Here is a 24,076-nt window from a genome sequence, read left to right as displayed (position 1 = left end):
CGTTTCCCCCGCTGGTCAGATGCGATGCTGACGGATCGCCCAGGCGAGGTGGAGCATGCCGACGACGAGCAGCGTCGCCGTCACCGCGACGAACACGAACGAGCCGATCGCGGCCAGCGCCGGGTGCCGGTCGCCGAACCGCGTCCGGCCCTGCCGGGCCCACATCCGGCGGCGTGCCGCCGCCAGCGCCGGTACGCGGTCGACGAGGTCGGACAGGCGGCGCCCGGGGGTACGGCGCGGCGGCTCCGGATGGCGCATCCAGTCGGGCAGGTCGACCCGCGCGCGGTGGGGTGGCGCCGGGGGCGGTACGTCGCTCATCGGATGGGTCTCCGTCCACGAGGCGGGCGGGTCAGCAGGTGTCCGGCAGATCGACCGTCTTGTCCGGGTCGAAGACCGCGTCCGGGTCCGGGTCGGCCGGCCCGCCGAACGACTGCTTGCCCAGCGCGAGCAGCCCTTTGTCCAGCGCGGCGCAGTCGATGTTGGAGGCGTACGAGTCGGCCCGCTCGATCCACAGCCCGGCGGAGGCGGTGGTCACGTCGGCCGGGTGCGGGATGCTCCACTTCACCGTGTCGTGAACCACCACGACGCCGTCGCCCGGCGTGGGGCTGGTGGTGGGGAACGCGTACGCCCAGACGAAGTTCGTGGTCACCTCCAGGATGCGGATGCCGTCCCGGTCCTTCGTCGCCCGGTAGCTGATCCGGCCCTTGACCCGGGGCTGGTCGGCGGTGAGCCGGGCGCCGGGGGCGAGCCGGGTCGCGTAGGTGCTCGCCTCGCCGGTGGGGAAGTCGTCGCGCACGTCGGCCCGCGCGTCCGGGGCGAACTGGCGCACCAGCCGCTCCGGGTCCTTCGCGGTGAAGAAGGTGCGGTCCAGCCGGGCGGTGACCAGCGCCTTGCGTACCTTGGCCAGCGTGTCGGCCACCTGCTTCTCGGTGAACGCGCCGGTGCGCTTGGCGCGGGGCAGCGCGATCCCCGCCGCGCCCTCCGGGAAGCCGGCCGCCGGGGTGCCGTCGAACGGGCCGGCGGCCGGCGGCGGGGACGCCGACGAGGACGCCTGCTCACCGACCGGCAGGCTGACCGTGGGGTGTTCGGCGGCCGGTTCCCGCCAGCGCTGGAAGCCCTGGTAGCCGAGGCCCCCGACGAGCCCGAAGAACGCGAGCAGCACCAGCGCGAGTACGCCGCCGAGCAGCTTGCCGGAGTGCCCGCCGAGCGCGATCCGCAGGCGGTCCGCGCGGCCGGGCGGCACCTCGGGCTCGGGCCGGCGCAGCCACTCGGGCACCCGTCCCAGCTCGTCCTCCGGCGTGCCGGCGGAGAAGTAGGGGTCGGGGGCGGAGCGGTGATCGGTCATCGGACTTCCCGGGCAGACGGGGCGCTGGCGCACGATCTTGACACCCCGCCGAAGCTGGGCGGTATCCCCCGCAGGGCCGATCACCGACGTCTGGCAGGCTTGGCGGTCGTGAGCACAGACGGTCTGATCGTGGTCGACAAGCCCGGCGGCATGACGTCGCACGACGTCGTGGCCCGCATCCGGCGGCTGGCGCGTACCCGCCGCGTCGGTCACGGCGGCACGCTCGACCCGATGGCCACCGGCGTCCTGGTGATCGGGGTGGGCCGGGCGACCCGGCTGCTCACGTACGTGATCGGCGCCGGCAAGAGCTACGCCGCGACGATCCGGCTGGGACAGGCCACGGTCACCGACGACGCCGAGGGCGAGGTGGTCGCGACCACCCCGGCCGGAGCGGTCACCGACGACGGGGTACGCGCCGCGCTGGCCGCCCTCACCGGCGAGATCGACCAGGTGCCGAGCGCGGTGAGCGCCATCAAGATCGACGGGCAGCGGGCGTACAAGCGGGTCCGCGACGGGGAGGCGGTCGAGCTGCCCGCCCGCCGGGTCACCGTGTCGCGGCTGGACGTGCTGGCGATCCGCCGGGACGTCCCGGACGTGGTGGACGTGGACGTGGACGTGACCTGCTCGTCCGGGACGTACATCAGGGCGCTGGCCCGCGACGCGGGCGCGGCGCTCGGCGTCGGCGGTCACCTCACCGCGCTGCGCCGGACCGCTGTGGGCGGGTTCACGCTCGCCGAGGCGGCCACGCTCGACCAGCTCGAGGAGCGCGCGCCGGACGTGGTGAACCTGCCGCTGGACGCCGCCGCCGCGCGGTTCTTCCCGCGCCGGGACGCCACCGCCGACGAGACCCGGGTGCTGTCCCACGGCGGGCCGCTGGCGCCCGCCGGGATCACCGGGCCGTACGCCGTCTTCGACCCGGCGGGCGGGCTGATCGCTATCGTCAGCGAGCGGGACGGTCGGGCCCGCGCGGAGATCGTGCTGGCCCCGGCCTGAACGGCGTGCGGGCGGACAGGGGGAGGAACGGCATGCAGCGGTGGCGGGGGTACGAGGCGGCGCCCGGCGGCTGGGGACGCTCGGTGGTCACCATCGGCGTCTTCGACGGCGTGCACCGGGGGCACCAGGCCACCATCGGTCACGCCGTGGCGCGCGCCCGGGAGCTGGGCGTCAAGTCGGTGGTGGTGACGTTCGACCCGCACCCGGCCGAGGTGGTACGCCCCGGCTCGCACCCGGCGGTGCTGACCGAGCCGGCCCGCAAGGCCGAGCTGATCGAGGCGCTCGGCGTGGACGTGCTCTGTGTGGTGCCGTTCACCGTCGAGTTCTCCCGGCTGCCACCCGAGGCGTTCGTGCACGACGTCCTGGTCGCGTACCTGCACGCCGCGCTGGTGGTGGTCGGCGACAACTTCCGGTTCGGGCACCGGGCCGCCGGTGACGTGCCGCTGCTGGAGCGGCTGGGCCGTACCTTCGGGTTCGCCGTCGAGGGGGCGCCGCTGGTCGCCGAGGCGGGGACGGTCTTCTCCTCCACGTACATCCGGTCCTGCGTCGACGCGGGGGACGTGGGCGCGGCGGCGGCGGCGCTCGGCCGCCCGCACCGCGTCGAGGGCGTGGTGGTCCGCGGCGACCAGCGCGGACGTGAGCTGGGTTACCCCACCGCCAACCTGCTGACCCACAGGTACGCGGCGGTGCCCGCCGACGGGGTGTACGCGGCCCGCCTGGTGCGCCGCGACGGCGAACCGCTGGCGGCGGCCGTGTCGATCGGCACCAACCCGACGTTCTCCGGCCGGGAGCGGCGGGTGGAGGCGTACGCGCTGGACTTCAGCGGCGACCTGTACGGCGAGCGGCTGGCCCTGGACTTCGTGGCGCACCTGCGTGAGCAGCGGACATACGACGCGATCGAACCGCTGGTGGCCCAGATCGCCGAGGACGTGGAACGCACCCGCCGGGCGGTGCTCTGACCGGCGCGGGGCCACCTTGACCGGCCGTCCGTCCCGAGGGCTGGTAGGCTGACGGAGACGTCGGCTGACCGACGGGGGCCTCGCGTGCCTGCACGACGCCGCGGGTGCGAGGAACCGGTCCGTTGCACCGGTCACCACGACCGCTCCGGACCTCATCGAATGACCCACGAAACAGGGAGAACATGGCGCTCGACCAGGAAGCCAAGGCCAAGATCCGCCAGGAGTACGCGACCGCCGAGGGCGACACCGGCTCGCCCGAGGTGCAGGTCGCGGTCCTGACCAAGCGGATCGCGGAGCTCACCGAGCACCTGAAGGTGCACAAGCACGACCACCACAGCCGCCGTGGGCTGCTGCTGCTGGTCGGCCGGCGCCGCCGGCTGCTGAACTACGTCCAGAAGAAGGACATCAACCGCTACCGGTCGCTCATCGAGCGGCTCGGCCTGCGCCGATGACCTGACGGGGGAGTGGCCGCCTGGCCGCTCCCCCGTTGCAGTACCACCGAAGAACCCGGCCGCGCGACACCCGAAGAGGGAGCCGGTCAGCACCGGTCTCCGGTAGTGGCCCCCGGGAATCCCGGCACGACGCCGGCCACCCCGGGCGCTTCGATCGAAGACCGGCCGCCTGAGCAGTTCCCGTGTCGTCGGCCGACGACGCGAAGGAGCACCACAGCACATGACCGAGACCAACCTCGGCACCGAATCCCGCACCGCGGTGATCGACAACGGGTCCTTCGGCACCCGTGAGATCACCTTCTCCACCGGCCGCCTGGCCCGTCAGGCCGCCGGCTCCGTCGTCGCCCAGCTCGGCGAGACGGTCGTCCTCTCCGCGACCACCGCCGGCAAGCAGCCGCGCGAGTCGTTCGACTTCTTCCCGCTGACGGTGGACGTCGAGGAGCGGATGTACGCCGCGGGCCGCATCCCCGGCTCGTTCTTCCGCCGCGAGGGCCGGCCCAGCGAGGACGCCATCCTCACCTGCCGGCTGATCGACCGGCCGCTGCGCCCGTCGTTCGTCAAGGGCCTGCGCAACGAGGTCCAGGTCGTCGAGACCGTGCTGGCGCTCGACCCGCAGCACCCGTACGACGTGGTGGCCATCAACGCCGCCTCGATGTCGACCAAGCTCTCCGGCCTGCCGTTCTCCGGCCCGATCGGCGCGACCCGGGTCGCGCACGTGGACGGCCAGTGGGTCGCCTTCCCGACCCTGGAGGAGCTGGCCCGGGCCACCTTCGACATGGTCGTGGCCGGCCGCACCCTCGCCGACGGCGAGGTCGCGATCATGATGGTCGAGGCCGAGGCCACCCCGAACGCGGTGGCCCTGATCTCCGACGGCGCCACCGCGCCGACCGAGGAGATCGTGGCCAGCGGCCTGGAGGCCGCGAAGCCGGCCATCCGTGAGCTGTGCCGGGCGCAGAGCGAGCTGGCCGAGGTGGCCGCCAAGCCGGTCAGCGAGTTCCCGGTCTTCCTGGACTACCAGGACGACGTCTACGACGCGGTGGCCGACGTGGCCCGCGCCGACGTCACCGAGGCCCTGAAGATCGCCGGCAAGGCCGACCGCGAGGAGGCCCTGGACCGGATCAAGGCCAAGGTCGCCGAGGAGCTGACCGGCCGGTTCGAGGGCCGCGAGAAGGAGCTGTCCGCCGCGTTCCGCTCGCTGACCAAGTCCGAGGTCCGCAACCGGGTGCTGCGTGAGCAGGTCCGCATCGACGGCCGCGGCCCGCGTGACATCCGTCCGCTGAGCGCCGAGGTCGGCGTGCTGCCGCGGGTGCACGGCTCGGCGCTGTTCGAGCGCGGCGAGACCCAGATCCTGGGCGTCACCACGCTGAACATGCTGCGCATGGAGCAGATGGTGGACACGCTGTCCCCGGAGAACCGCAAGCGCTACATGCACAACTACAACTTCCCGCCGTACTCGACCGGTGAGACCGGCCGGGTCGGCTCGCCGAAGCGTCGCGAGATCGGTCACGGCGCGCTGGCCGAGCGCGCGCTGATCCCGGTGCTGCCGTCGCGCGAGGAGTTCCCGTACGCCATCCGGCAGGTCTCCGAGGCGCTCGGCTCCAACGGCTCCACCTCGATGGGTTCGGTCTGCGCCTCGACGCTGGGCCTGCTCTCGGCCGGTGTGCCGCTGAAGGCGCCGGTCGCCGGCATCGCCATGGGCCTCATCTCCGACGAGGTCGACGGCAAGACCCAGTACGTGACGCTGACCGACATCCTCGGCGCCGAGGACGCGTTCGGCGACATGGACTTCAAGGTCGCCGGCACCCGTGACTTCGTCACCGCGCTCCAGCTGGACACCAAGCTGGACGGCATCCCGTCGGACGTGCTGGCCGCCGCGCTCCAGCAGGCGCACGAGGCCCGGCAGACCATCCTCGACGTGATGCAGCGGGCCATCGAGGCGCCGGCCGAGATGTCGGACTACGCGCCGCGGGTGACCACCGTGAAGATCCCGGTCGACAAGATCGGCATGGTGATCGGCCCGAAGGGCCAGACCATCAACGCGATCCAGGACGAGACCGGCGCCGAGATCTCCATCGAGGACGACGGCACCATCTACGTCGGCGCGACCAACGGCCCGTCGGCCCAGGCCGCGGTGGACCGGATCAACGGCATCGCGAACCCGACCCTGCCGAAGGTGGGCGAGCGGTTCCTCGGCACGGTGGTGAAGACCGCCGCGTTCGGTGCCTTCATCTCGCTCCTGCCGGGCCGTGACGGCCTGCTGCACATCTCCAAGGTGGGCGACGGCAAGCGGGTCGAGAAGGTCGAGGACTTCCTCAACGTCGGCGACAAGGTCGAGGTGGAGATCGCGGACATCGACGCCCGCGGCAAGATCTACCTGGACAAGATCCGTCCGGAGGGCGCCGAGGCGCCGGCCGCCGGTGAGGCGGCCGGTGGCGACCGTCCGTCGGGCCGGGACCGCGGCGGCGACCGTGGCCCGCGTGACCGCGGTGACCGGGGTGGCGAGCGCCGCTCCGAGGGTGGCGAGCGCCGCTCCGAGGGCGGCGAGGGCGGCGGCGAGTCCCGTCCGCGTCGCCGGACCCGGCACAGCTGATCCACCGACCGGCCCGGGTGACGTCCGCGTCGCCCGGGCCGGCCCACGGCTCCAGGTCGCCTGCGCGAGCTGGAGCCGTCGTACGTCCCGCCGTTCCTCGTCATCCGGAGAGCAGGTTCTCGTGAGTTCGTCAGTCGCCTCGACGGGACGGGGGGTGGCGTCGACCGGTTCGGCGGCCCGCGCGGTCACCCGGACGCTCAGCGACGACCCGCTCGGCGGCACCGTCCGCCGTACCGTGCTGCCCAGCGGGCTGCGGGTGCTCACCGAGGCGATCCCGGCGATGCGCAGCGTGTCGTTCGGCATCTGGGTGGCGGTCGGCTCGCGCGACGAGACCGGCTCGCAGGCCGGCGCCGCGCACTTCCTGGAGCACCTGCTGTTCAAGGGCACCAACAAGCGCAGCGCGCTGGAGATCTCGTCGCAGATCGAGGCCGTGGGCGGCGAGACGAACGCCTTCACCACGAAGGAATACACCTGCTACTACGCGCGGGTGCTGGACGAGGACCTGCCGCTGGCCATCGACGTCATGTGCGACCTGGTCGCCGACTCGGTGCTGACCGCCGCCGACGTGGAGACCGAACGCGGCGTCATCCTCGAAGAGATCGCCATGCACGACGACGAGCCCGGCGACGAGGTGCACGACCTGTTCGCCCGCGCCGTCTACGGCGACCACCCGCTGGGCCGGCTCATCTCCGGCACCGAGGAGACGGTCACGCCGATGACCCGGCGGCAGATCCAGGGCTTCTACCGCCGCCGCTACACCGCGCCGCAGATCGTGATCGCCGCCGCCGGCAACCTCGACCACGCCGCAGTGGTCAAGCTGGTCCGGCAGGCGCTGCGCGGCACCCCGCTGGACACCGACCCGGCGTCGCCGGCGCCGCACCGCGCGGCCACCCCGACGGTACGCACCAAGCCGGCCACCACGCTCGTCGAGCCGAAGGAGACCGAGCAGGCGCACGTCATCCTCGGCTGCCCGGGGATCGACCGCACCGACGACAGGCGGTTCGCGCTCGGCGTGCTCAACAACGTGCTCGGCGGCGGCATGTCCAGCCGGCTGTTCCAGGAGATCCGGGAGCAGCGTGGCCTGGCGTACTCGGTCTACTCCTACGCCAGCCAGTACGCCGACAGCGGCGTGTTCGCCGTCTACGCCGGGTGCGCGCCGGGCAGGGTGGACGAGGTGCTGGACCTGACCCGCGCGGAGCTGGCGCGGGTGGCCGCCGAGGGGATCACCGAGGCGGAACTGGCCCGGGGCAAGGGGATGAGCAAGGGCTCGTTCGTGCTCGGGCTGGAGGACACCGGCTCGCGGATGAGCCGGCTCGCCAAGGGGGAGCTGCTCTACGGCAACCTGATGCCGGTGGACGACCTGCTGGCCCGGGTGGACGCGGTGACGCTCGACGACGTGAACACGCTCGCCGCCGACCTGCTCGGCCGGCCCATGTCGCTTGCCGTGGTGGGTCCGTTCGACTCCGGCAGCTTCACGGCCACGAGCTGAGCGCCCCACCGGTCCTGAGCGCCGCGCCGGTCCGCCGGATCCCGTGCCGGGCGCTGGGATAGGTTGTGGCCCGTGACTGAGCAGCAGAAGACGGCGGCCCGGGTCGGTGTGCTCGGTGCCCGGGGCCGGATGGGCATGGAGGTCTGCAAGGCGGTCGACTCCGCCGCCGACCTGGAGCTGGTCGCGGCCGTCGACCAGGGCGACGACCTGGACGCGGTGGCGCAGGCGGGTGCCGAAGTGGTCGTCGACTTCACCACCCCCGACGCGGTCATGGACAACCTGCGCTGGTGCGTCGAGCACGGCGTGCACGCGGTGGTCGGCACCACCGGCTTCACCGGGCAGCGGCTCGCCGAGGTGCGGGGCTGGCTCGCCGGCCGGCCCGGCGTGGGCATGGTGATCGCTCCCAACTTCGGCATCGGCGCGGTGCTGATGATGCAGTTCGCGGCGCGCGCCGCCCGCTACTTCGAGTCGGTCGAGATCGTCGAGCAGCACCACCCGCGCAAGCTGGACGCGCCGAGCGGCACCGCCACCCACACGGCCCGGCTGATCGCCGCGGCCCGCGCCGACGCCGGCCTGGGGCCCGCGCCGGACGCGACCCGCGACGAGGTGGCCGGCGCCCGCGGTGCCGACATCGACGGGGTACGCGTGCACGCGGTACGCGCCACCGGCCTGGTCGCCCACCAGGAGGTGCTGTTCGGCACCACCGGCGAGACGCTCACCATCCGGCACGACTCGTACGACCGGGTGTCGTTCATGCCCGGCGTGCTGCTCGCGGTCCGGGAGGTGGGTCGCCGGCCCGGTCTCACAGTCGGCCTGGACGCCCTGCTCGACTGATCCGTCGCGCGGCGTGCTCCGGCCTGCTGCGGGAAACCGTTTTGCCTGGTCGGCGGCGTGGACCTAGGCTGTTTTCATGATCGATTCCGGCCACTCCGACCGCACCGGCCGCCGGGTGACGCTGCGCCCGGTGGACGACGACAACTGGCGGGCCGTGGCGGACGTCGCGCCGCACGACGACCAGCGCGCCTTCGTGGCCGCGCTGGCCGCCCGCTACCTGCTTCTCACCGAGCGCTCGGACGTCTGGAACTCGCTGGCCGTCTACGCCGACGAGACGGTCGTCGGCCACGTCATGTGGGGCGTGGACGACGACGAGTCGCGCTGGATCGGCGGCATGGTGATCGACGCCGCCGAGCAGGGCCGGGGCCTGGGCCGCGCCACAGTGCGGACGCTCGCCGACTGGCTCGCCGGGGCGGGCCGGCCGATCCGCCTGAGCTACCACCCCGACAACAAGCCCGCCGCCGCCCTCTACACGTCCCTGGGCTTCCACCCCACAGGCGCGATGGAGGACGAAGAACTGGTAGCCGAACTCCCCCCAGCCTGACCCCCACCCTCCCCCTCACCCTCACCCTCACCCCCCGGGCCTGTACTTGGCCGATCATGAGGTTGGCGGCAGTTGGGGAGATCGAAAAGGCCGCCAACTTCATGATCGACTGGATCGGGGCGGGGTGCGGCGGGTGGGTGCGGCGGGTGGGGTGGCGGTCCTGCCCCGTGCCGGGACCGCCGGCCCACCCACGCGAGGGTGGACCGGCGAGACGAGCGGAACTCATCGCTGCGGCGGAAGATTTTCCTCCGGGACTGCCACGTGCAGGCGGATCTGGGGGACCAGCATGTCGTCCACGTCCAGCGCGCGGGCCGCTCCGTCCGGCTCCCAGCCGGTCGAGCCGAGGAACTTCCGGGTCGCGGCGTCGGCGTCGAACGCCCACGCCACCGCCCGGGTCAGACCGTCGGCGCGCCAGTGGTCGACGGCCGCGGCGAGCAGCCGGCTGCCGTGCCCGCGCCGCCCCCACCGGGGCTCGACCAGCAGATCCGTGACCGCGGCGACGTCCGAGCCGAGCGCCTCGGCCGGCTCGTCGGGGGCGAGCGCGTCGGCGTCGGCCGGACCGGAGGCGACGAACCCCACCAGATAGGATTGCGCCGCCTGTTCGACGGCGACCAGCACCCGGTGCGCGCCCGAGGGCGGCTCCTGCACCGCCGCACTCCACCGCCGCGCGAGGTACGCCTCGTCGAGGTTGTCGAGCACGTGCCGTGGCAGGATCCGGCGGTACGCGACCCGCCAGGTCGCGAGCTGGATGCGTGCGATCTCGCCGGCGTCCTCGGGACGCGCGGGCCGGACGTAGCCTGCAGCCATGGCACGTGAGCCTACGCAGGGCGAGGAGGGTGACGGTGGCGCAGGGTGCCGGGCGGACGATCACGCAGGTCGTCGCCGTGGTGGCGCTCGCCGCGGCGGTCACCGTGTTCCTCTCCGTGGCGGCCGTGCGGCACGGCTTCTTCGACCTCCAGGTCTACTACGGCGCGCTGACGTACTGGGCGCGTGACGGCGGGGAGATCTACGACTTCCTGCGCCCCGGCACGCAGTACGGCTTCACCTATCCGCCGTTCGCCGCACTGGTGATGCTGCCGATGGCGTACCTGCCGTGGGGCGCGGCGATCGTGGTGAGCGTGACCGCGACGGTGCTGGCGAGCGCCGTGGTGATCTGGCGGCTGCTGGACCCGGTGGCCCGCCGGTCCGGCTGGACCCGCTGGTTCGCGCTCGCTGTGGCGCTCTGCCTGGCCGCCGCGTACGAGCCGATGCGCGAGACGGTCAACTTCGGCCAGGTCAACATGCTGCTGCTGTTCCTGGTGGCGGTGGACCTGCTGTGGCTGCTGCCGGCGCGCAGCCGCTGGGCGGGCGTGGGCATCGGCCTGGCCACCGCGATCAAGCTGACGCCCGGCATCTTCATCGTCTACCTGCTGGTCACCGGCCGCTGGCGGGCCGCGCTGACCACAGTCGGCACGGCCGCCGTCGCCACGCTCGTGGCCGCCGGTCTCTTCCCCGACGCGTCCCGGGAGTTCTGGACCGAGGCGCTGTGGAACACCGACCGGGTCGGTGAACTGGCGTTCGTCTCCAACCAGTCGCTGCGCGGGGTGGTGGCTCGGCTCGACCCGCAGCACCCGAGCACGATCGCCTGGCTGGTGCTCGTACTCCTGACGCTCGTGGTGTGGGCGTGGCGTTCGCGGGCGGCGGTGGCCGCCGGCGACGAGGCCACCGGCCTGGCCCTCACCGGTGCCGTGATGTGCCTGGTCAGCCCGGTCACCTGGGTGCACCACCTGGTCTGGCTGCTGCCCGGCCTGATCCTGCTCGTCGACAACGGCATGGCGGCGCCCGCGCGCAGCCGCCGGCGCCGTCTGCTGCTGGCCGCCGCGTTGATCGGGTACGCGCTGCTGTGCAGCCGGATCGTCTGGTCCTGGGAGAAGGACTTCACCGGCGTGGACGGCTTCCTCGGCAGCAACACGTACGTGTGGATCAGCCTGGCGCTGCTGCTCGGGCTGCCGGTCCGGCGCTGGCTCACGCCGGCCGGCGGCGGGCGTCCCGGCGACGGCGTCCCGGCCGGGTCAGCCTCCGGTGGTGTACCGCAGCTCGCGGAGCAGGATCGGGGTGCGGCCACCGGACAGCGGCACCGGGTAGGCGGACTCCTCACCGTCCGGTGAGTGCCCGGCCCGCTCGTAGAAGCGGCGGGCCCGGGCGTTGTCGGCGAGCACCCAGAGCCGGTACCCGGTCCAGCCCCGTTCGGCCAGGCCGTCCCGGGCCGCCGCGAGCAGCGTCCGGCCGGCGCCCGAACCCCAGTGCGCCGGTTCCAGGTAGATCGCCAGCAGCTCGCCGTGCGCCGGGTCGAGGTCGCCGCGGTCCTGGTTGTTCCGGTACGGCCCGAACGTGGTGAACCCGACGATCGTGCCGCCGTCCACGGCGACGAGCGTGGTGAACGGGTGCTCCGGGTCGGCGGTGCCGAGGTCGCGGCGGCGCTGCGCCCAGGCGCGCGGGTTCAGCCGGCTCAGCACCTCCTCGGGCATGATCCCGGCGTACCCGGCCTGCCAGCCGTGGACGTGCACCCGGGCGATGGCCTCGGCGTCGTCCGGTTCCTCCCGGCGAATGGTGAGCACCTGTCCGTTCTATGCCCCGACGGGCGATCGGTCCAGCCGCCGCTCCCGATGTCGTACCGCTGGATTAGGGTCGCCGACGATGGCCGTACCGGAATCGCTCTCCCTCGCCCAGGCCCGCCGGATCGCCCTGGCCGCCCAGGGCTTCGCCGACCCGGCGCCTTCAGGCGTGCCCACCCGCCGCCACCTGCGCCGGGTGCTCGACCGGGTCGGGCTGATCCAGATGGACTCGGTGAACGTGCTCCAGCGCGCGCACTACCTGCCGCTCTACAGCCGGCTCGGGCCGTACCCGACCGCCCTGCTGGACACCGCCGCCTACCGCCGCTCGCGTGAGCTGTTCGAATACTGGGCGCACGAGGCGTCGCTGGTCCCGGTGGGGCTGCACCCGGCGTTGCGCTGGCGGATGGCCAAGGCCCGCGACGAGGCGTGGGGCGGCATGCGCCGGATCGCCGAGGAGCAGCCCGAGCTGGTCGCCTGGGTCCGCGACGAGGTGGCCGCCCGAGGGCCGCTGACCGCGGCCGAGATCGAGCACGACGCCCCGCGGGAGACCGGCAACTGGGGCTGGAACTGGTCGGCCGTGAAGCGGGCGCTGGAGTTCCTGTTCTGGGCCGGCGAGGTCACCGCCGCCGACCGCACCAACTCGTTCGCCCGCCGCTACGACCTGCCCGAGCGGGTGCTCCCGGCCGCCGTGCTGGACGCGCCCACCCCGGGCGACGCCGAGGCGCACCGGTCGCTCGTGTCGATCGCCGCCCGCTCGCTCGGCGTCGCCGCCGAGACGGACCTGCGCGACTACTTCCGGCTGCCGGTCGCCGGGGCGCGGCGGGCGGTGGCCGAGCTGGTCGAGGCGGGCGAACTGACCCCGGTCACGGTGCAGGGCTGGCGGCAGCCGGCCTACCTGCACGCCGACGCGCGGCTGCCCCGCTGGGTACGCGGCAACACGCTGGTCAGCCCGTTCGACCCGCTGGTCTGGGAGCGGGCGCGCACCGAGCGGCTGTTCGGCTTCACCTACCGGATCGAGATCTACGTGCCGGCGCCCCAGCGGGTCTACGGCTACTACGTGCTGCCGTTCCGCCAGGGCGAGCGCTTCACCGCCCGCGTCGACCTGAAGGCCGACCGGAAGGCCGGGACGCTGCTGGTGCCGGCCGCCTGGATCGAGCCGGGCGCCGACCCGGGGGAGACGGCAGTGGCGCTCGCCGCCGAGCTCTACCGGCTGGCCGGCTGGCTCGGCCTGGACGCGGTCGCCCCGCCCGCCGCGGGCGACCTCGCGGGGCCGCTGGCCGCCGCGCTGGTGGGCGTGGCCGGTGTACGGTGAGCGCGTGACGAGCGTTGACCGGCCTGCCACCGCGCCCGACCCGCACACCGAGCCGCACGGGCACGTGCAGCCGGAGTCCGGATCACCGTCGCACGCGCTCGCCGGCCCGTCTCCGGACGCGTACGCCCCGGCACCCGGCGGGCTGTCGTCGGCCGCCGACGCGCACGATCACGCCCTGGCACCCGCGTTCGCGCACGCCGGAGCGCACACCCCTGCCGGAGCGCCGGGAGCGCCCGGAGCGCCGTGGCCGGGTTACCCGGTGGCGTACCAGCCGGTCGAGGCCGACCGGTTCACCCGGATGGTGCTGCGCCTGCACGCCCGCGCCCCGCGCTGGGCGGTGCCGCTGGCCGCGCTCGGCTGCGTCGGCCTCGGCATCGCGTACGCCCTGATCAGCGACCCGACCCGCAGCGACCCGGACGCCGCACCGACCTGCTTGCTCAAGCTGACCACGGGGCTGGACTGCCCGGGTTGCGGCGGCACCCGCGCGCTCTGGTACGTGCTGCACGGCGACCTGCCCGCCGCCGCCCGGCACCACTTCCTGTTCATCTTCGCGCTGCCGTTCCTGGCCTGGCTCTTCGTGGCCTGGGCCGGCAACCGGGCGTTCGGCTGGAAGCTGCCCGAGATCCAGTTCAGCCCCAAGGTCATCGGCGTGTTCCTGGCCGCGTGGGGGGTCTTCTCGGTCGTCCGCAACCTGCCCTGGGCACCCTTCACCTCGCTCTACGTCTAGCCCTCTCCGCCCTCTCCGCCGGAGCGCTCCCGCTATCCGGGTTCGATGTTCCGCAAAGCGGGATCGGAGAAGATCTTGGAAGCGCAGCGCCCCTATGGGGGCCATTTCCTACCAAGATCTTGAGAGCCGGAGCGGCGATATCGGACGACTCAGGCCGAGACACCTGGGCGGAGCGCCCGCTGGCCGGCCGCGTGCCCGATTTCCACGCCGGGCGCGGGCCAACTACAGTCGCAGGAATGCCGGAGATGGTTCAGCCCCAGGTCAAGTTGATCGCGTGGACCCAGTTCCAGGCGCCCGAAGAGGTGCCCTGGTCCACCGACGCCGACGGTGGGCAGGCGCTCGCCGAGTTCGCCGGCCGGGCCTGCTACCAGAGCTGGAAGAAGCCGAACCCGGCCACCGCCACCAACGCCGGTTACCTGGCGCACATCCTGGAGGTCGGCCACCTGAGCGTGCTGGAGCACGGCTCGGTGAGCTTCTACTTCAGCGGCGTCTCCCGCTCGTTCACCCACGAGCTGATCCGGCACCGGCACTTCTCCTACTCCCAGCTCTCCCAGCGCTACGTGCCCGAGCGGGACGCGGCGATGGTCGAGCCGTCGGTGATCGCCGACGACCCGGAGCTGCACAAGAAGTTCGTCGAGGCCACCGACGCGGCGGTGCGGGCGTACACCGAGTTGCTGGAAGGGCTGGAGGCCCGCTTCACCGACGAGCCCAACCCGACGCTGCGCCGCAAGCAGGCCCGCCAGGCGGCCCGGGCGGTGCTGCCGAACGCCACCGAGACCCGGATCGTGGTGACCGGCAACTACCGGGCCTGGCGGCACTTCGTGAAGATGCGCGCCACCGAGCACGCCGACGTGGAGATCCGCGAGCTGGCGGTGGAGTGCCTGCGCCAGCTCAAGGGTGTCGCGCCGAACGTCTTCGCCGACTTCGTGATCTCCACCCTGCCCGACGGCTCCGAGGTGGCTGCGTCGCCGCACGCGGAGTGACTCGTCGCCCTTCGCCGCCGGGCCACCGGCGGCCGTCCGCTAGGTTGTGAGCATGACGCACGACCACTCCGCCGCCCCGAGCCGGGGCGCGTCGCGCCCGTTCGGGCGAGTGATGACGGCCATGGTGACCCCGTTCACGCCGGACGGCGGCCTGGATCTCGACGGCGCCGCCCGGCTGGCCGAATATCTCGTCGACGAGCAGGGCAACGACGCGCTGGTGCTCAACGGCACCACCGGCGAGTCCCCGACCACCACGGAGGCGGAGAAGGAGTCGCTGATCCGCACCGTGGTCGAGGCGGTCGGCGACCGGGCCCGCATCGTCGCCGGTGTGGGCACCAACGACACCCGGCACACAGTCGAGCTGGCCACGCAGGCCGAGAAGGCCGGTGCGCACGGCCTGCTGGTGGTCACGCCGTACTACAACAAGCCGCCGCAGGCCGGGCTGCTGCGACACTTCACCACAGTCGCGGACGCCACCGGCCTGCCGGTCATGCTCTACGACATCCCGCACCGCGCGGGCGTGGCGATCGCCACCGAGACGCTCGTCAAGCTGGCCGAGCACGGCCGGATCGTCGCGGTGAAGGACGCCAAGGGCGACCTGTTCGCCACGTCGGAGGTGCTCAGCCGCACCGACCTGGCCTACTACAGCGGCGAGGACGCGCTCACCCTGCCGATGCTGTCGATCGGCGCGGTCGGCGTGGTCGGCACCTCCACCCACTTCACCGGCGCGCTGACCAAGCAGATGATCGAGGCGTTCGAGGCGGGCGACAACGCCGGTGCGCTCGCCCTGCACCGGCGGTTGCTGCCGCTCTACACCGGCATCTTCCGCACCCAGGGCACGATCCTGGTCAAGGCCGGCCTGGGGGCGCAGGGTCGCCCGGCCGGCCCGGTGCGGCCGCCGCTCGTCGACGCCACCGGTGACGAACTGGCCCAGCTGCGCGCCGACTGCGCCGCGGCGGGCCTGCCCCTGCCCGAATGAATCAACGACACGACGGACGCCGCGCGACGGCGTCGCAGAATGAGGTGACGCGTGACCGAGGCGCACATCGAGGGTGAACTGCCCCCGCCGCTGCCCGAGGGCGGCCTGCGGATCATCCCGCTCGGCGGACTCGGCGCCATCGGCCGGAACATGACCGTCTTCGAGTACGACGGCAAGCTGCTGATCGTCGACTGCGGGGTGCTGTTCCCCGACGTCGAGCAGCCGGGCGTGGACCTGATCCTGCCCGACTTCGGCCCGATCCTGGACCGGCTGGCCGACGTGCAGGCGATCGTGCTCACGCACGGCCACGAGGACCACATCGGCGCGGTGCCGTACCTGCTCGCGCACAAGCCGGACATCCCGCTGGTGGGCTCGCAGTTCACGCTCGCGCTCGTCGAGGCGAAGCTGGCCGAGCGGCGGATCCAGCCGTACACGCTGACCGTGCGGGAGGGCGGCCGGGAACGGCTGGGCCCGTTCGAGTGCGAGTTCTTCGCGGTGAACCACTCGATCCCGGACGCGCTGGCGGTGGCCATCCGTACGCCGGCCGGCCTGGTGCTGCACACCGGCGACTTCAAGATGGACCAGCTTCCGCTCGACGGGCGGATCACCGACCTGGCCGGGTTCGCCCGGCTCGGCGCCGAGGGCGTCGACCTGCTGCTGTCCGACTCGACGAACGCGGAGATCCCCGGGTTCGTCACGCCGGAGCGGGAGATCGGCCCGGTTCTCGACTCGATCTTCGCGAAGGCCAAGGGGCGGATCATCGTCGCCTCGTTCGCCTCGCACGTGCACCGGGTGCAGCAGGTCTTCGACTCGGCCGTCGAGCACGGCCGCAAGGTGGCGCTGATCGGCCGGTCCATGGTCCGCAACATGGGCATCGCCCGCGACCTGGGCCTGCTCAACATCCCGCCCGGCCTGGTGGTCGGGATCGAGGAGGCCACGAACCTGCCGCCCGAGCAGATCGTGCTGATGTCCACCGGTTCGCAGGGCGAGCCGATGAGCGCGCTGGGCCGGATGGCCAGCGGCGACCACCGGCACATCACCATCGCCCCTGGCGACACGGTGGTGCTGGCGTCCTCGCTGGTGCCCGGCAACGAGACCTCGGTCTACCGGGTGATCAACCGGCTGGCCCGGGCCGGCGCCGTGGTGGTGCACAAGGACGTCGCGAAGGTGCACGTCTCCGGCCACGCCCCGGCCGGTGAGCTGCTCTACCTGCTCAACGTGGTACGCCCGAGCAACCTGATGCCGGTGCACGGCGAGTGGCGGCACCTGCGGGCGCACGCCCGGCTCGGCATCGAGTCCGGCGTCGCGCCGGACCGGGTCGTGCTCTGCGAGGACGGCGACGTCGTCGACCTGGTCGAGGGCCGCGCCAGCCTGGTCGGGCGGGTCAAGAGCCGGTACGTCTACGTCGACGGTCTCGCCGTCGGCGACGTCAGCGAGTCGCTGCTCACCGAACGCCGGATCCTGGGCGACGGCGGGTTCATCGCCGCGACAGTCGTGGTCGACTCGGTCACCGGCAAGGTGGTCGCCGGCCCGACCGTCTCGGCGAAGGGCTTCTCCGAGGACCCGGAGGCGTTCAACGCGGTGGTCCCGCTGGTCACCGAGGCGCTGAACCGGGCCGCCGCGGACGGCATCACCGACCCGCACCAGCTCCAGCAGATCGTCCGCCGCACGGTGGGCCGCTGGGTCAACGACGCGTACCGCCGTCGGCCCATGATCGTCCCGACCGTCGTCGAGGTCTGACCCGACCGCGCCGCGCGCCGGTCCACCGTCCGCGGTGGGCCGGCGCCGTCACTTTCCGGGTACGTCCCGACACGCGGTGTCGAAACGTGGTGACCGCACTCATCCGATCGGCGTCCGTCTCCGTACCTCCCGATGGCCGGCGTGCCCCTGCGCCGGTCGGGAGGAGCGTGGCGGATGGACCGCAGACGGATGACAGCCATCGGCGTACTGGTGGCGGCGGCCGGGTTGACGGCGGCGGTGACCGTACCGTCGTTCGCCGGTGAGGAACCCCGGCGGGCCGCGCCGGCGGCCGACGGCGTCGCCCCGGAGGTCCTGGACGCGATGGGCCGCGACCTCGCGCTGACCCGCGACCAGGCGGTGAAGCGGCTGCGGACCGAGCGGTGGGCGGCCGGCACCGTCACCCGGCTGCGCGGCGAACTCGGCGCCGGTTACGGCGGAAGCTGGCTCAGCGCGGACGGCGCCACGCTCACCGTGGCGGTGGCCGACCCGGCCGGCGAGGCGCGGGTACGGGCCGCGGGCGCGGTCCCGAAGCGGGTGGCCCGCGGCGTCGCCGAGCTGGACGCGGTGAAGAGCCGGCTGGACGCGGCGGGCGCCGACGCCAGCCCGGACGTGGCCGGCTGGTACGTCGACGTGGCAGACAACGCGGTGGTCGTGATCGCCCGGCCGGGCGCGGAGGCCGACGGCCGACGGCTCGCCGCCGCCGCCGGGTCGAAGGCCGCGATGGTCCGGGTGCGGACCGCCGACGAGGCCCCGCGCCCGCTGTTCGACGTGCGGGGCGGCGACGCCTACCTGATCAACAACGCGGGCCGCTGCTCGGTCGGCTTCTCAGTGGTCGGCGGGTTCGTCACCGCCGGGCACTGCGGCCGGCCGGGGGACCGCACCACCGGATCCAACCGGGTCGCCCAGGGCACGTTCGCCGCGTCCTCGTTCCCGGGTGACGACTGGGCGTTCGTGCGGGTGAACGCCGACTGGACGCCGCAGGGCGTGGTGACCGACTTCAACGACGGCGGCACGGTGGCGGTGAACGGCTCCACCGAGGCGCCGGTGGGCGCGTCGATCTGCCGGTCGGGCTCCACCACCGGCACCCGCTGCGGCCTGATCCAGGCGAAGAACGCCACAGTCAACTACCCGGAGGGCACCGTCACCGGGCTGACCCGGACGAACGTCTGCGCCGAGCCGGGTGACTCCGGCGGCGCGTGGCTCTCCGGCGACCAGGCGCAGGGCGTCACGTCCGGCGGATCCGGCGACTGCACGCGGGGCGGCACCACGTTCTTCCAGCCGGTCAACGAGATCCTCCAGCGCAACAACCTGACGCTCGTCACCGCCGGCGACCAGCCCGCGCCCACGCAGCCGCCTGCGGGCGGCGGCGAGACCACCCCGCCCGTGACCGCGGAGCCCACCCCGCCGGCGGACGACACCGAGTGCTCCGGGCAGGTGAGCCGGACCGGCCGGATCGCCGCCGGACGGACCCAGGTCCAGCCGGACGGGCGCTTCTACCGGGTGCCCGACGGCACCCAGGAGGCGTGCCTGTCCGCGCCGGACGGCGCCCGGGTGGTGCTGGAGCTGCAACGCTTCACCGGCGGCGCGTTCCGCACCGTGGCCCGCGCGGCCACCGCCGACGGCACGGCCCGCCTGACCGCCGAGACCCAGGCCGGTGCGTACCGGTACCGCGTCGTCGGGTTGTCCGGCTCCGGCGAGTACACGCTGGCGTTCTCCGCCCGCTGACCGCCGCACCCAGACCGCGGCCCCCGATCACCACCGCCCGGTGGTCGGGGGCCGCGCCGCGTGTCAGGGCAGCGCGGCGACCGCTTCGGCGTACGCGGTGCCGGTGCGGACCGCGGCGGCCACCAGCACCGCGAGCTGCGCCGGGGCCACCCCGCAGGACAGGTCGGTGGAGACGCCCGCGGCCAGCACCAGCGTCCCGTCGCCGGGCTCGTGCACGTACGCGGCGGGCAGCAGCCGGTCGTGGTTCCAGGCGTTGCAGAACGCGTACGCCTCGGCGCGCCGAGCGGCCGGCAGCCGCCGCTCCGCCACCACCCGGGCGTGCAGCACGTCGCCGTCTCGGCCGAGCAGGCGGAACTGGATCGTGGCCTCGCCCCACCGTCCGGCGAGCGTGCCGTCCGGCTCAGGCGTGTACGGCTCGCCCCGGGCGTCGAGCGCGGCGGCGAGCAGCGCCGCGTCCAGCGGGGCCGGTTCCTCCGGCCCGGGCAGCAGGGGTTCGGCCGGATCATCGGCGTCCGGCTCCTCGTCGAACTCGCTCTCGGCAGCCAGCGACACCGGCGCGGCGAGCGGCCGTTCGGCCAGCCAGGAGGCGATCCGGCCGGACTGGTGCCCGGTGCCGTTGCGGGCGTCGAAGCTGCCGGCGAGCGCCGTCGCCAGCGCCTGCAACTGCGTACCGAGCGTCGCCACGTCCACCTCGGCCGCCGGCCGGGAACCGTGCCCCGGGCGGTGGATGCGCCGCCCGCCCAGCCCGGCCTCGGCGGCCAGTCCGCACAGCAGCGCGCCCGCCGCGGCGAACTCCATCGCGGCCAGGTCGTCGGCCGGGCGGTCCAGCTCGGGCAGCTGCTCGGTGAGGATCTCCAGCCCACGATGCAGGTAGCCGCCCAGCGCGCAGAAGCGCAGATGTGCGGCGAGCAGCGGGAACGCCGTCCGCTCGCTGCGGTGCCGGCGGTACGCGCGCACGTGCGCCCGGGCCGCCTGCGTCACCGCGCCGGTACGCAGCCACGGCAGCAGCCCCACGGCGAGCGCCCGTTCCGGCTGGTCGGTGCAGGCCGTCGCGCCGGCGGCTGCCGCCTGCCGCTCGCCGCGCCGGGTCGGTACCGACTGCGGCTCGACCCAGCCGGCCAGCGCCGGGGCCAACGCCGCCAGAGCCGCCTCCGGCTCGCCCCAGCCGGCCAGCAGGTCGGCCCGCCGCGCCGGGGCGCACCCCGCACAGCCACCCACCGGGTCGTTCGCGTCCGCCGCCGACCAGCGCTCGTACGCCCGCCGGGCCGCCGGCTCGTCGCCGAGGTGGTCGGCGAGCCGGCAGCGCAGCTCCGCCACCGGCGCGGCGTCCTCGCCCAGTTCCCCGGCGAGCGCGTCCAACAGGGAGCGGGCCTGGTCCAGACCCACCCGGGGCGTGCCGAACGACGCCTCCACCGCCTGCCGCTGATGCCGGCGCAACCGGGTCAGCTCGTCCGGGCGGGCGTCCAGCAGCCCGGGTTGCCCGTCCAGCGTGGTCCGCATCCGCCGGACCGGCTCCACCGCCCGCCACCGCTCGCCCCGGTGCAGGTACGCCTCGACCAGCGCGAACCGTGCCGACAGGGCGGTACGCGGGTCGCCGGTGGCGTCCGCCCGCGACGCGATCCGCTCCAGCTCGGCGCAGCGCTCCGCGCCGTCGGGCCGGTCCCGGGCGTCGGCGAGCGCGGCGGCCAGCCCCCGGTCGCGTGCCGTGGTCACCGGAGCGTCCCGCCGGCCAGCTCGTCGACGGCGGCGGCGAGCTGGCACCCGGTGGTCACGCCACAGTCGACGAGCCGGTCGAGCTGGTGCGGCGTCACCCCGCGTTCCAGGTCGGTGGTGACCTCGCCGCACACCTGGGCCGACCCGTCGTCGGCGACGTGCACGTACGCCTTCGGCCAGAGCCGGTCGTGGTTCCACGTGTTGCAGAAGGCGTGCAGCTCGGGCACGCGCTCGATGCCGAAGTGGTCCGCGACGACTGTGCGTACCTGGAGCAGCTCACCGGCCACGCCCCGGCGGTGGAACCAGATCAGGTTCCGTTCCCAGCGGCCCACCAGCGCGCCGTCGGGTTCCTCGACCACCGCGTACCCCCGGTGGCCGAGCACGGCGGCGATCAGCTCGCCGGTCAGCGGGCGCAGTTCCTGCGGGTGTCCGGCCAGCGGACCGTCCGGACCGTCCTCGATCTCCGGCGACGCCATCGGGCATCCCTTCTGAGGCGAATAACACAAACGACGGTCCGACCCGTGCTGCGACGCGCGGACACGACCCGGAAAAGCGGCGATCCACCGGGTGCCGCCGTTACCGTGACTCTATGGCGGGCCGTACCTCTCAGGCGAGCCGGCGGCGCGGCGCGTCGCCGCGTGGCACCACGAACAACCGCGCCCGGCAACCGGCGAAGAAGGCGGCGGCGCGGAAGCCGGCGCGGCGGCGACCGGCTCCCGGGCCGAGCCCGGCCGCGTTCGTCGGCCGGGCGGTCGGCGCCGTCTGGATGGGACTTGCGCACACGGTCGGCTGGACGTTCCGGGTGGCCGGGCGGCAGGCCGCGTCCACCCGGGAGCTGGATCCGGAGCACCGCCGCGACGGCGCCGGGCTGCTGCTGTTCGGCCTGGCCATCCTCAGCGCGGTGGGCATCTGGGGCGGCGGCGCCGGGCCGGTGGGCCGGCACCTGGCCGACACCGTACGGCTGTTCATCGGCGCCATCTCGATAATCCTTCCGGTGCTGTTCATGGTCGGCGCGTGGCGGCTGATGCGGACCCCCGCCGACCCCGAGCACCGCGGTCGCGGCCTGGTCGGCTGGGGCTCGATGATGCTGGCGACCGCCGCGATGCTGCACATCGGGCAGAACCCGGTCGACGAGGTCCAGCGCGACTTCGCCGGCGGTCTGATCGGCGCGGGCGTGGGCGACCTGCTGAAGTCCGCGGTGACCGCCTGGGTGGCCATGCCGCTGCTGCTCCTGCTGCTGGTGTTCGGCCTGCTCGTGGTCACCGCGACGCCGATCAACAAGATCCCGGAGCGGCTCGGCCTGCGTGCCGACCCGGCCGGGGCGGACGCCGACGAGGAGTCGGCCGAGGACGAGGCGCCGGCGAAGCCCGCCCGCAAGCGGCCCGCGAAGCGGATGCCGCCGCCGCTGGAGCCGCTGGATCCGGACGACGAGCTGGCAGGCGTCGACCTCCAGGAGACGCTGGTGCTGCCGCGCAAGCCGCCGAAGGTGCCGGCGAACCGCAAGCCGGTCGAGCCGCCGGAGCACTCGCCGCTGCCCACCCGGGCCGAGCAGCTCGCGCTGACCGGGCTCGCCGGCGACTACACGCTGCCGCCGGCGAACCTGCTCGGCAGCGGCGCCAAGCCGAAGAGCCGCAGCAAGGCCAACGACGAGGTGATCGCGGCGCTCACAGGCGTCTTCGAGCAGTTCGACGTGGACGCCGCCGTCACCGGCTTCACCCGCGGCCCGACAGTCACCCGGTACGAGGTGGAGCTGGGCCCAGGCGTCAAGGTCGAGCGGATCACCCAGCTGTCCCGCAACATCGCGTACGCGGTGAAGTCGCCGGACGTGCGCATCCTCAGCCCGATCCCGGGCAAGAGCGCGGTCGGTGTGGAGATCCCGAACACCGACCCGGAGAACGTGTCGCTCGGCGACGTGCTGCGCTCCCGCGAGGCGACGAGCGACCACCACCCGATGGTGGTGGCGCTCGGCAAGGACATCGAGGGCGGCTACGTGGTGGCCAACCTCGCGAAGATGCCGCACATTCTCATTGCGGGAGCCACCGGCGCGGGCAAGTCGTCCTGCCTCAACTCGCTGCTGGTGTCCGTCCTGACCCGGGCCACGCCGGACGAGGTGCGGCTGCTGCTGATCGACCCGAAGCGGGTCGAGATGACCGGCTACGAGGGCATCCCGCACCTGGTCACGCCGATCGTGACCAACCCGAAGAAGGCGGCCGACTCGCTGGAGTGGGTCGTCCGCGAGATGGACATGCGCTACGACGACCTCGCCGCCAACGGGGTCCGGCACATCGACGACTTCAACCGCAAGGTGCGCAACGGCGAGATCAAGGCGCCGCCGGGCAGCGAGCGGGAGATGCGGCCGTACCCGTACCTGCTGGTGATCGTGGACGAGCTGGCCGACCTGATGATGGTCGCGCCGCGCGACGTGGAGGACTCCATCGTCCGGATCACCCAGCTCGCCCGGGCCGCCGGCATCCACCTGGTGCTCGCGACCCAGCGGCCCTCGGTCGACGTGGTCACCGGCCTGATCAAGGCGAACGTGCCGTCCCGGCTCGCGTTCGCCACCTCCTCGCTGGCCGACTCCCGGGTCATCCTGGACCAGCCGGGCGCGGAGAAGCTGCTCGGCCGCGGCGACGGCCTGTTCCTGCCGATGGGCGCGTCGAAGCCGCAGCGCATCCAGGGCGCCTGGGTCACCGAGCGCGAGATCGCCGACGTGGTCAAGTTCTGCAAGGACCAGCGCGAGCCGGAGTTCCGCCCGGACGTGCTCGCCCCGGCGCAGGACAGCAAGAAGAAGATCGACGAGGACATCGGCGACGACCTGGACCTGCTCGTGCAGGCCGTCGAGCTGGTGGTCACCTCGCAGTTCGGGTCGACCTCGATGCTCCAGCGCAAGCTGCGGGTCGGCTTCGCCAAGGCGGGCCGGCTGATGGACCTGATGGAGACCCGGGGCGTGGTCGGCCCGTCCGAGGGCTCCAAGGCCCGCGACGTGCTGGTCAAGCCGGACGAACTGGAGGAGGTCCTGGCCGGCCTGCGTGGCGGCGAGGACTGACCCGTACACGCGAACGGGCCCGCCGGTCGTCCCGGCGGGCCCGTTCGCGGT

21 protein-coding genes are annotated in these 24,076 nt (G+C 73.7%); 15 read left to right on the top strand and 6 right to left on the bottom strand.

Annotation, left to right across the window (positions count from 1 at the left end):
* Positions 1–15 precede the first annotated feature (15 nt).
* Both FHX31_RS22685 and FHX31_RS22680 read right to left on the bottom strand, forming a co-directional pair.
* On the bottom strand, positions 16–318 hold the full coding sequence (locus FHX31_RS22685) for a hypothetical protein (protein ID WP_013474441.1): 303 nt from the start codon (positions 316–318) through the stop codon (positions 16–18).
* Positions 319–349: 31 nt separating this feature from the next.
* Positions 350–1,345, bottom strand: coding sequence for a hypothetical protein (locus FHX31_RS22680; protein WP_184977153.1), 996 nt, complete (start codon positions 1,343–1,345; stop codon positions 350–352).
* A gap of 108 nt (positions 1,346–1,453) precedes the next feature.
* Here FHX31_RS22680 and truB point away from each other — a divergent pair, with 108 nt between their 5' ends.
* The 7 genes from truB to FHX31_RS22645 all read left to right on the top strand — a co-directional run bounded on the left by truB (position 1,454) and on the right by FHX31_RS22645 (position 9,206).
* Complete coding sequence (gene truB, locus FHX31_RS22675; protein WP_013284676.1) at positions 1,454–2,338, top strand: tRNA pseudouridine(55) synthase TruB; 885 nt, start codon at positions 1,454–1,456, stop codon at positions 2,336–2,338.
* 32 nt (positions 2,339–2,370) lie between these two features.
* A complete protein-coding gene (locus tag FHX31_RS22670; protein ID WP_123109881.1) occupies positions 2,371–3,297 on the top strand; it encodes a bifunctional riboflavin kinase/FAD synthetase in 927 nt (308 codons plus the stop codon).
* Between the two features lie 182 nt (positions 3,298–3,479).
* A complete protein-coding gene (gene rpsO / locus FHX31_RS22665) occupies positions 3,480–3,749 on the top strand; it encodes a 30S ribosomal protein S15 (protein WP_013284678.1) in 270 nt (89 codons plus the stop codon).
* 220 nt (positions 3,750–3,969) lie between these two features.
* Complete coding sequence (locus FHX31_RS22660; RefSeq protein ID WP_013474443.1) at positions 3,970–6,339, top strand: polyribonucleotide nucleotidyltransferase; 2,370 nt, start codon at positions 3,970–3,972, stop codon at positions 6,337–6,339.
* Positions 6,340–6,460: 121 nt separating this feature from the next.
* The gene (locus FHX31_RS22655; protein WP_151013059.1) at positions 6,461–7,828 is read left to right on the top strand and encodes a M16 family metallopeptidase; all 1,368 of its coding nucleotides are present in this window, start codon (positions 6,461–6,463) and stop codon (positions 7,826–7,828) included.
* Between the two features lie 72 nt (positions 7,829–7,900).
* On the top strand, positions 7,901–8,662 hold the full coding sequence (gene dapB, locus FHX31_RS22650; protein WP_013474445.1) for a 4-hydroxy-tetrahydrodipicolinate reductase: 762 nt from the start codon (positions 7,901–7,903) through the stop codon (positions 8,660–8,662).
* A gap of 76 nt (positions 8,663–8,738) precedes the next feature.
* Entirely contained in the window at positions 8,739–9,206 is a 468-nt protein-coding gene (locus FHX31_RS22645; RefSeq protein WP_184977152.1) for a GNAT family N-acetyltransferase, read from the top strand.
* A gap of 222 nt (positions 9,207–9,428) precedes the next feature.
* Here FHX31_RS22645 and FHX31_RS22640 read toward each other — a convergent pair whose 3' ends face one another.
* A complete protein-coding gene (locus tag FHX31_RS22640; RefSeq protein WP_013474447.1) occupies positions 9,429–10,013 on the bottom strand; it encodes a GNAT family N-acetyltransferase in 585 nt (194 codons plus the stop codon).
* A 35-nt stretch (positions 10,014–10,048) separates the two neighbouring features.
* On the opposite strand from FHX31_RS22640, the gene FHX31_RS22635 reads away from it, so the two are divergent.
* The gene (locus FHX31_RS22635) at positions 10,049–11,353 is read left to right on the top strand and encodes a glycosyltransferase family 87 protein (protein WP_013284684.1); all 1,305 of its coding nucleotides are present in this window, start codon (positions 10,049–10,051) and stop codon (positions 11,351–11,353) included.
* Here FHX31_RS22635 and FHX31_RS22630 read toward each other — a convergent pair.
* Positions 11,258–11,803 (bottom strand): GNAT family N-acetyltransferase, encoded by a 546-nt coding sequence (locus tag FHX31_RS22630; protein WP_013284685.1) that lies wholly within the window; start codon positions 11,801–11,803, stop codon positions 11,258–11,260. The genes FHX31_RS22635 and FHX31_RS22630 overlap by 96 nt on opposite strands.
* A gap of 79 nt (positions 11,804–11,882) precedes the next feature.
* Between FHX31_RS22630 and FHX31_RS22625 the strand changes: the two genes are divergently transcribed.
* The 6 genes from FHX31_RS22625 (at position 11,883) to FHX31_RS22600 (ending at position 19,266) form a co-directional block, all read left to right on the top strand.
* Entirely contained in the window at positions 11,883–13,112 is a 1,230-nt protein-coding gene (locus FHX31_RS22625; protein ID WP_184977151.1) for a DNA glycosylase AlkZ-like family protein, read from the top strand.
* A 142-nt stretch (positions 13,113–13,254) separates the two neighbouring features.
* Complete coding sequence (locus FHX31_RS22620) at positions 13,255–13,839, top strand: DUF2752 domain-containing protein (protein WP_486481721.1); 585 nt, start codon at positions 13,255–13,257, stop codon at positions 13,837–13,839.
* Between the two features lie 245 nt (positions 13,840–14,084).
* Positions 14,085–14,822, top strand: a complete 738-nt coding sequence (thyX, locus tag FHX31_RS22615) for an FAD-dependent thymidylate synthase (RefSeq protein WP_013284688.1) — start codon at positions 14,085–14,087, stop codon at positions 14,820–14,822.
* Positions 14,823–14,874: 52 nt separating this feature from the next.
* A complete protein-coding gene (dapA, locus tag FHX31_RS22610) occupies positions 14,875–15,801 on the top strand; it encodes a 4-hydroxy-tetrahydrodipicolinate synthase (RefSeq protein WP_013284689.1) in 927 nt (308 codons plus the stop codon).
* Between the two features lie 51 nt (positions 15,802–15,852).
* Entirely contained in the window at positions 15,853–17,541 is a 1,689-nt protein-coding gene (locus FHX31_RS22605; protein WP_013284690.1) for a ribonuclease J, read from the top strand.
* 174 nt (positions 17,542–17,715) lie between these two features.
* Positions 17,716–19,266 (top strand): S1 family peptidase, encoded by a 1,551-nt coding sequence (locus tag FHX31_RS22600; protein ID WP_013474451.1) that lies wholly within the window; start codon positions 17,716–17,718, stop codon positions 19,264–19,266.
* 63 nt (positions 19,267–19,329) lie between these two features.
* Here the strand turns inward: FHX31_RS22600 and FHX31_RS22595 are convergent, their stop codons facing one another.
* Positions 19,330–20,979: a YbjN domain-containing protein gene (locus FHX31_RS22595; protein WP_184977149.1), complete on the bottom strand. Its 1,650-nt coding sequence runs from the start codon at positions 20,977–20,979 to the stop codon at positions 19,330–19,332.
* The gene (locus FHX31_RS22590) at positions 20,976–21,455 is read right to left on the bottom strand and encodes a type III secretion system chaperone family protein (RefSeq protein ID WP_013284693.1); all 480 of its coding nucleotides are present in this window, start codon (positions 21,453–21,455) and stop codon (positions 20,976–20,978) included. Before FHX31_RS22590 ends, FHX31_RS22595 begins: the two co-directional genes overlap by 4 nt.
* A gap of 113 nt (positions 21,456–21,568) precedes the next feature.
* On the opposite strand from FHX31_RS22590, the gene FHX31_RS22585 reads away from it, so the two are divergent.
* Positions 21,569–24,025: an FtsK/SpoIIIE family DNA translocase gene (locus tag FHX31_RS22585; protein WP_013474453.1), complete on the top strand. Its 2,457-nt coding sequence runs from the start codon at positions 21,569–21,571 to the stop codon at positions 24,023–24,025.
* Positions 24,026–24,076: the final 51 nt, after the last annotated feature.

The sequence above is a fragment of the Micromonospora sp. CNZ286 genome (assembly GCF_014207755.1).
This window is presented reverse-complemented; position numbering and strand designations above follow the sequence as displayed.

Excerpts from the sequence above, each read along its gene's own strand:
- rpsO (WP_013284678.1), top strand. The coding sequence starts at position 3,480 with ATGGCGCTCGACCAGGAAGCCAAGGCCAAGATCCGCCAGGAGTACGCG.
- FHX31_RS22645 (WP_184977152.1), top strand. The coding sequence starts at position 8,739 with ATGATCGATTCCGGCCACTCCGACCGCACCGGCCGCCGGGTGACGCTG.
- FHX31_RS22640 (WP_013474447.1), bottom strand. The coding sequence starts at position 10,013 with ATGGCTGCAGGCTACGTCCGGCCCGCGCGTCCCGAGGACGCCGGCGAG.
- FHX31_RS22685 (WP_013474441.1), bottom strand. The coding sequence starts at position 318 with ATGAGCGACGTACCGCCCCCGGCGCCACCCCACCGCGCGCGGGTCGAC.
- FHX31_RS22590 (WP_013284693.1), bottom strand. The coding sequence starts at position 21,455 with ATGGCGTCGCCGGAGATCGAGGACGGTCCGGACGGTCCGCTGGCCGGA.
- dapA (WP_013284689.1), top strand. The coding sequence starts at position 14,875 with ATGACGCACGACCACTCCGCCGCCCCGAGCCGGGGCGCGTCGCGCCCG.
- FHX31_RS22600 (WP_013474451.1), top strand. The coding sequence starts at position 17,716 with ATGGACCGCAGACGGATGACAGCCATCGGCGTACTGGTGGCGGCGGCC.
- FHX31_RS22670 (WP_123109881.1), top strand. The coding sequence starts at position 2,371 with ATGCAGCGGTGGCGGGGGTACGAGGCGGCGCCCGGCGGCTGGGGACGC.
- thyX (WP_013284688.1), top strand. The coding sequence starts at position 14,085 with ATGGTTCAGCCCCAGGTCAAGTTGATCGCGTGGACCCAGTTCCAGGCG.
- FHX31_RS22625 (WP_184977151.1), top strand. The coding sequence starts at position 11,883 with ATGGCCGTACCGGAATCGCTCTCCCTCGCCCAGGCCCGCCGGATCGCC.
- FHX31_RS22660 (WP_013474443.1), top strand. The coding sequence starts at position 3,970 with ATGACCGAGACCAACCTCGGCACCGAATCCCGCACCGCGGTGATCGAC.
- FHX31_RS22680 (WP_184977153.1), bottom strand. The coding sequence starts at position 1,345 with ATGACCGATCACCGCTCCGCCCCCGACCCCTACTTCTCCGCCGGCACG.
- FHX31_RS22585 (WP_013474453.1), top strand. The coding sequence starts at position 21,569 with ATGGCGGGCCGTACCTCTCAGGCGAGCCGGCGGCGCGGCGCGTCGCCG.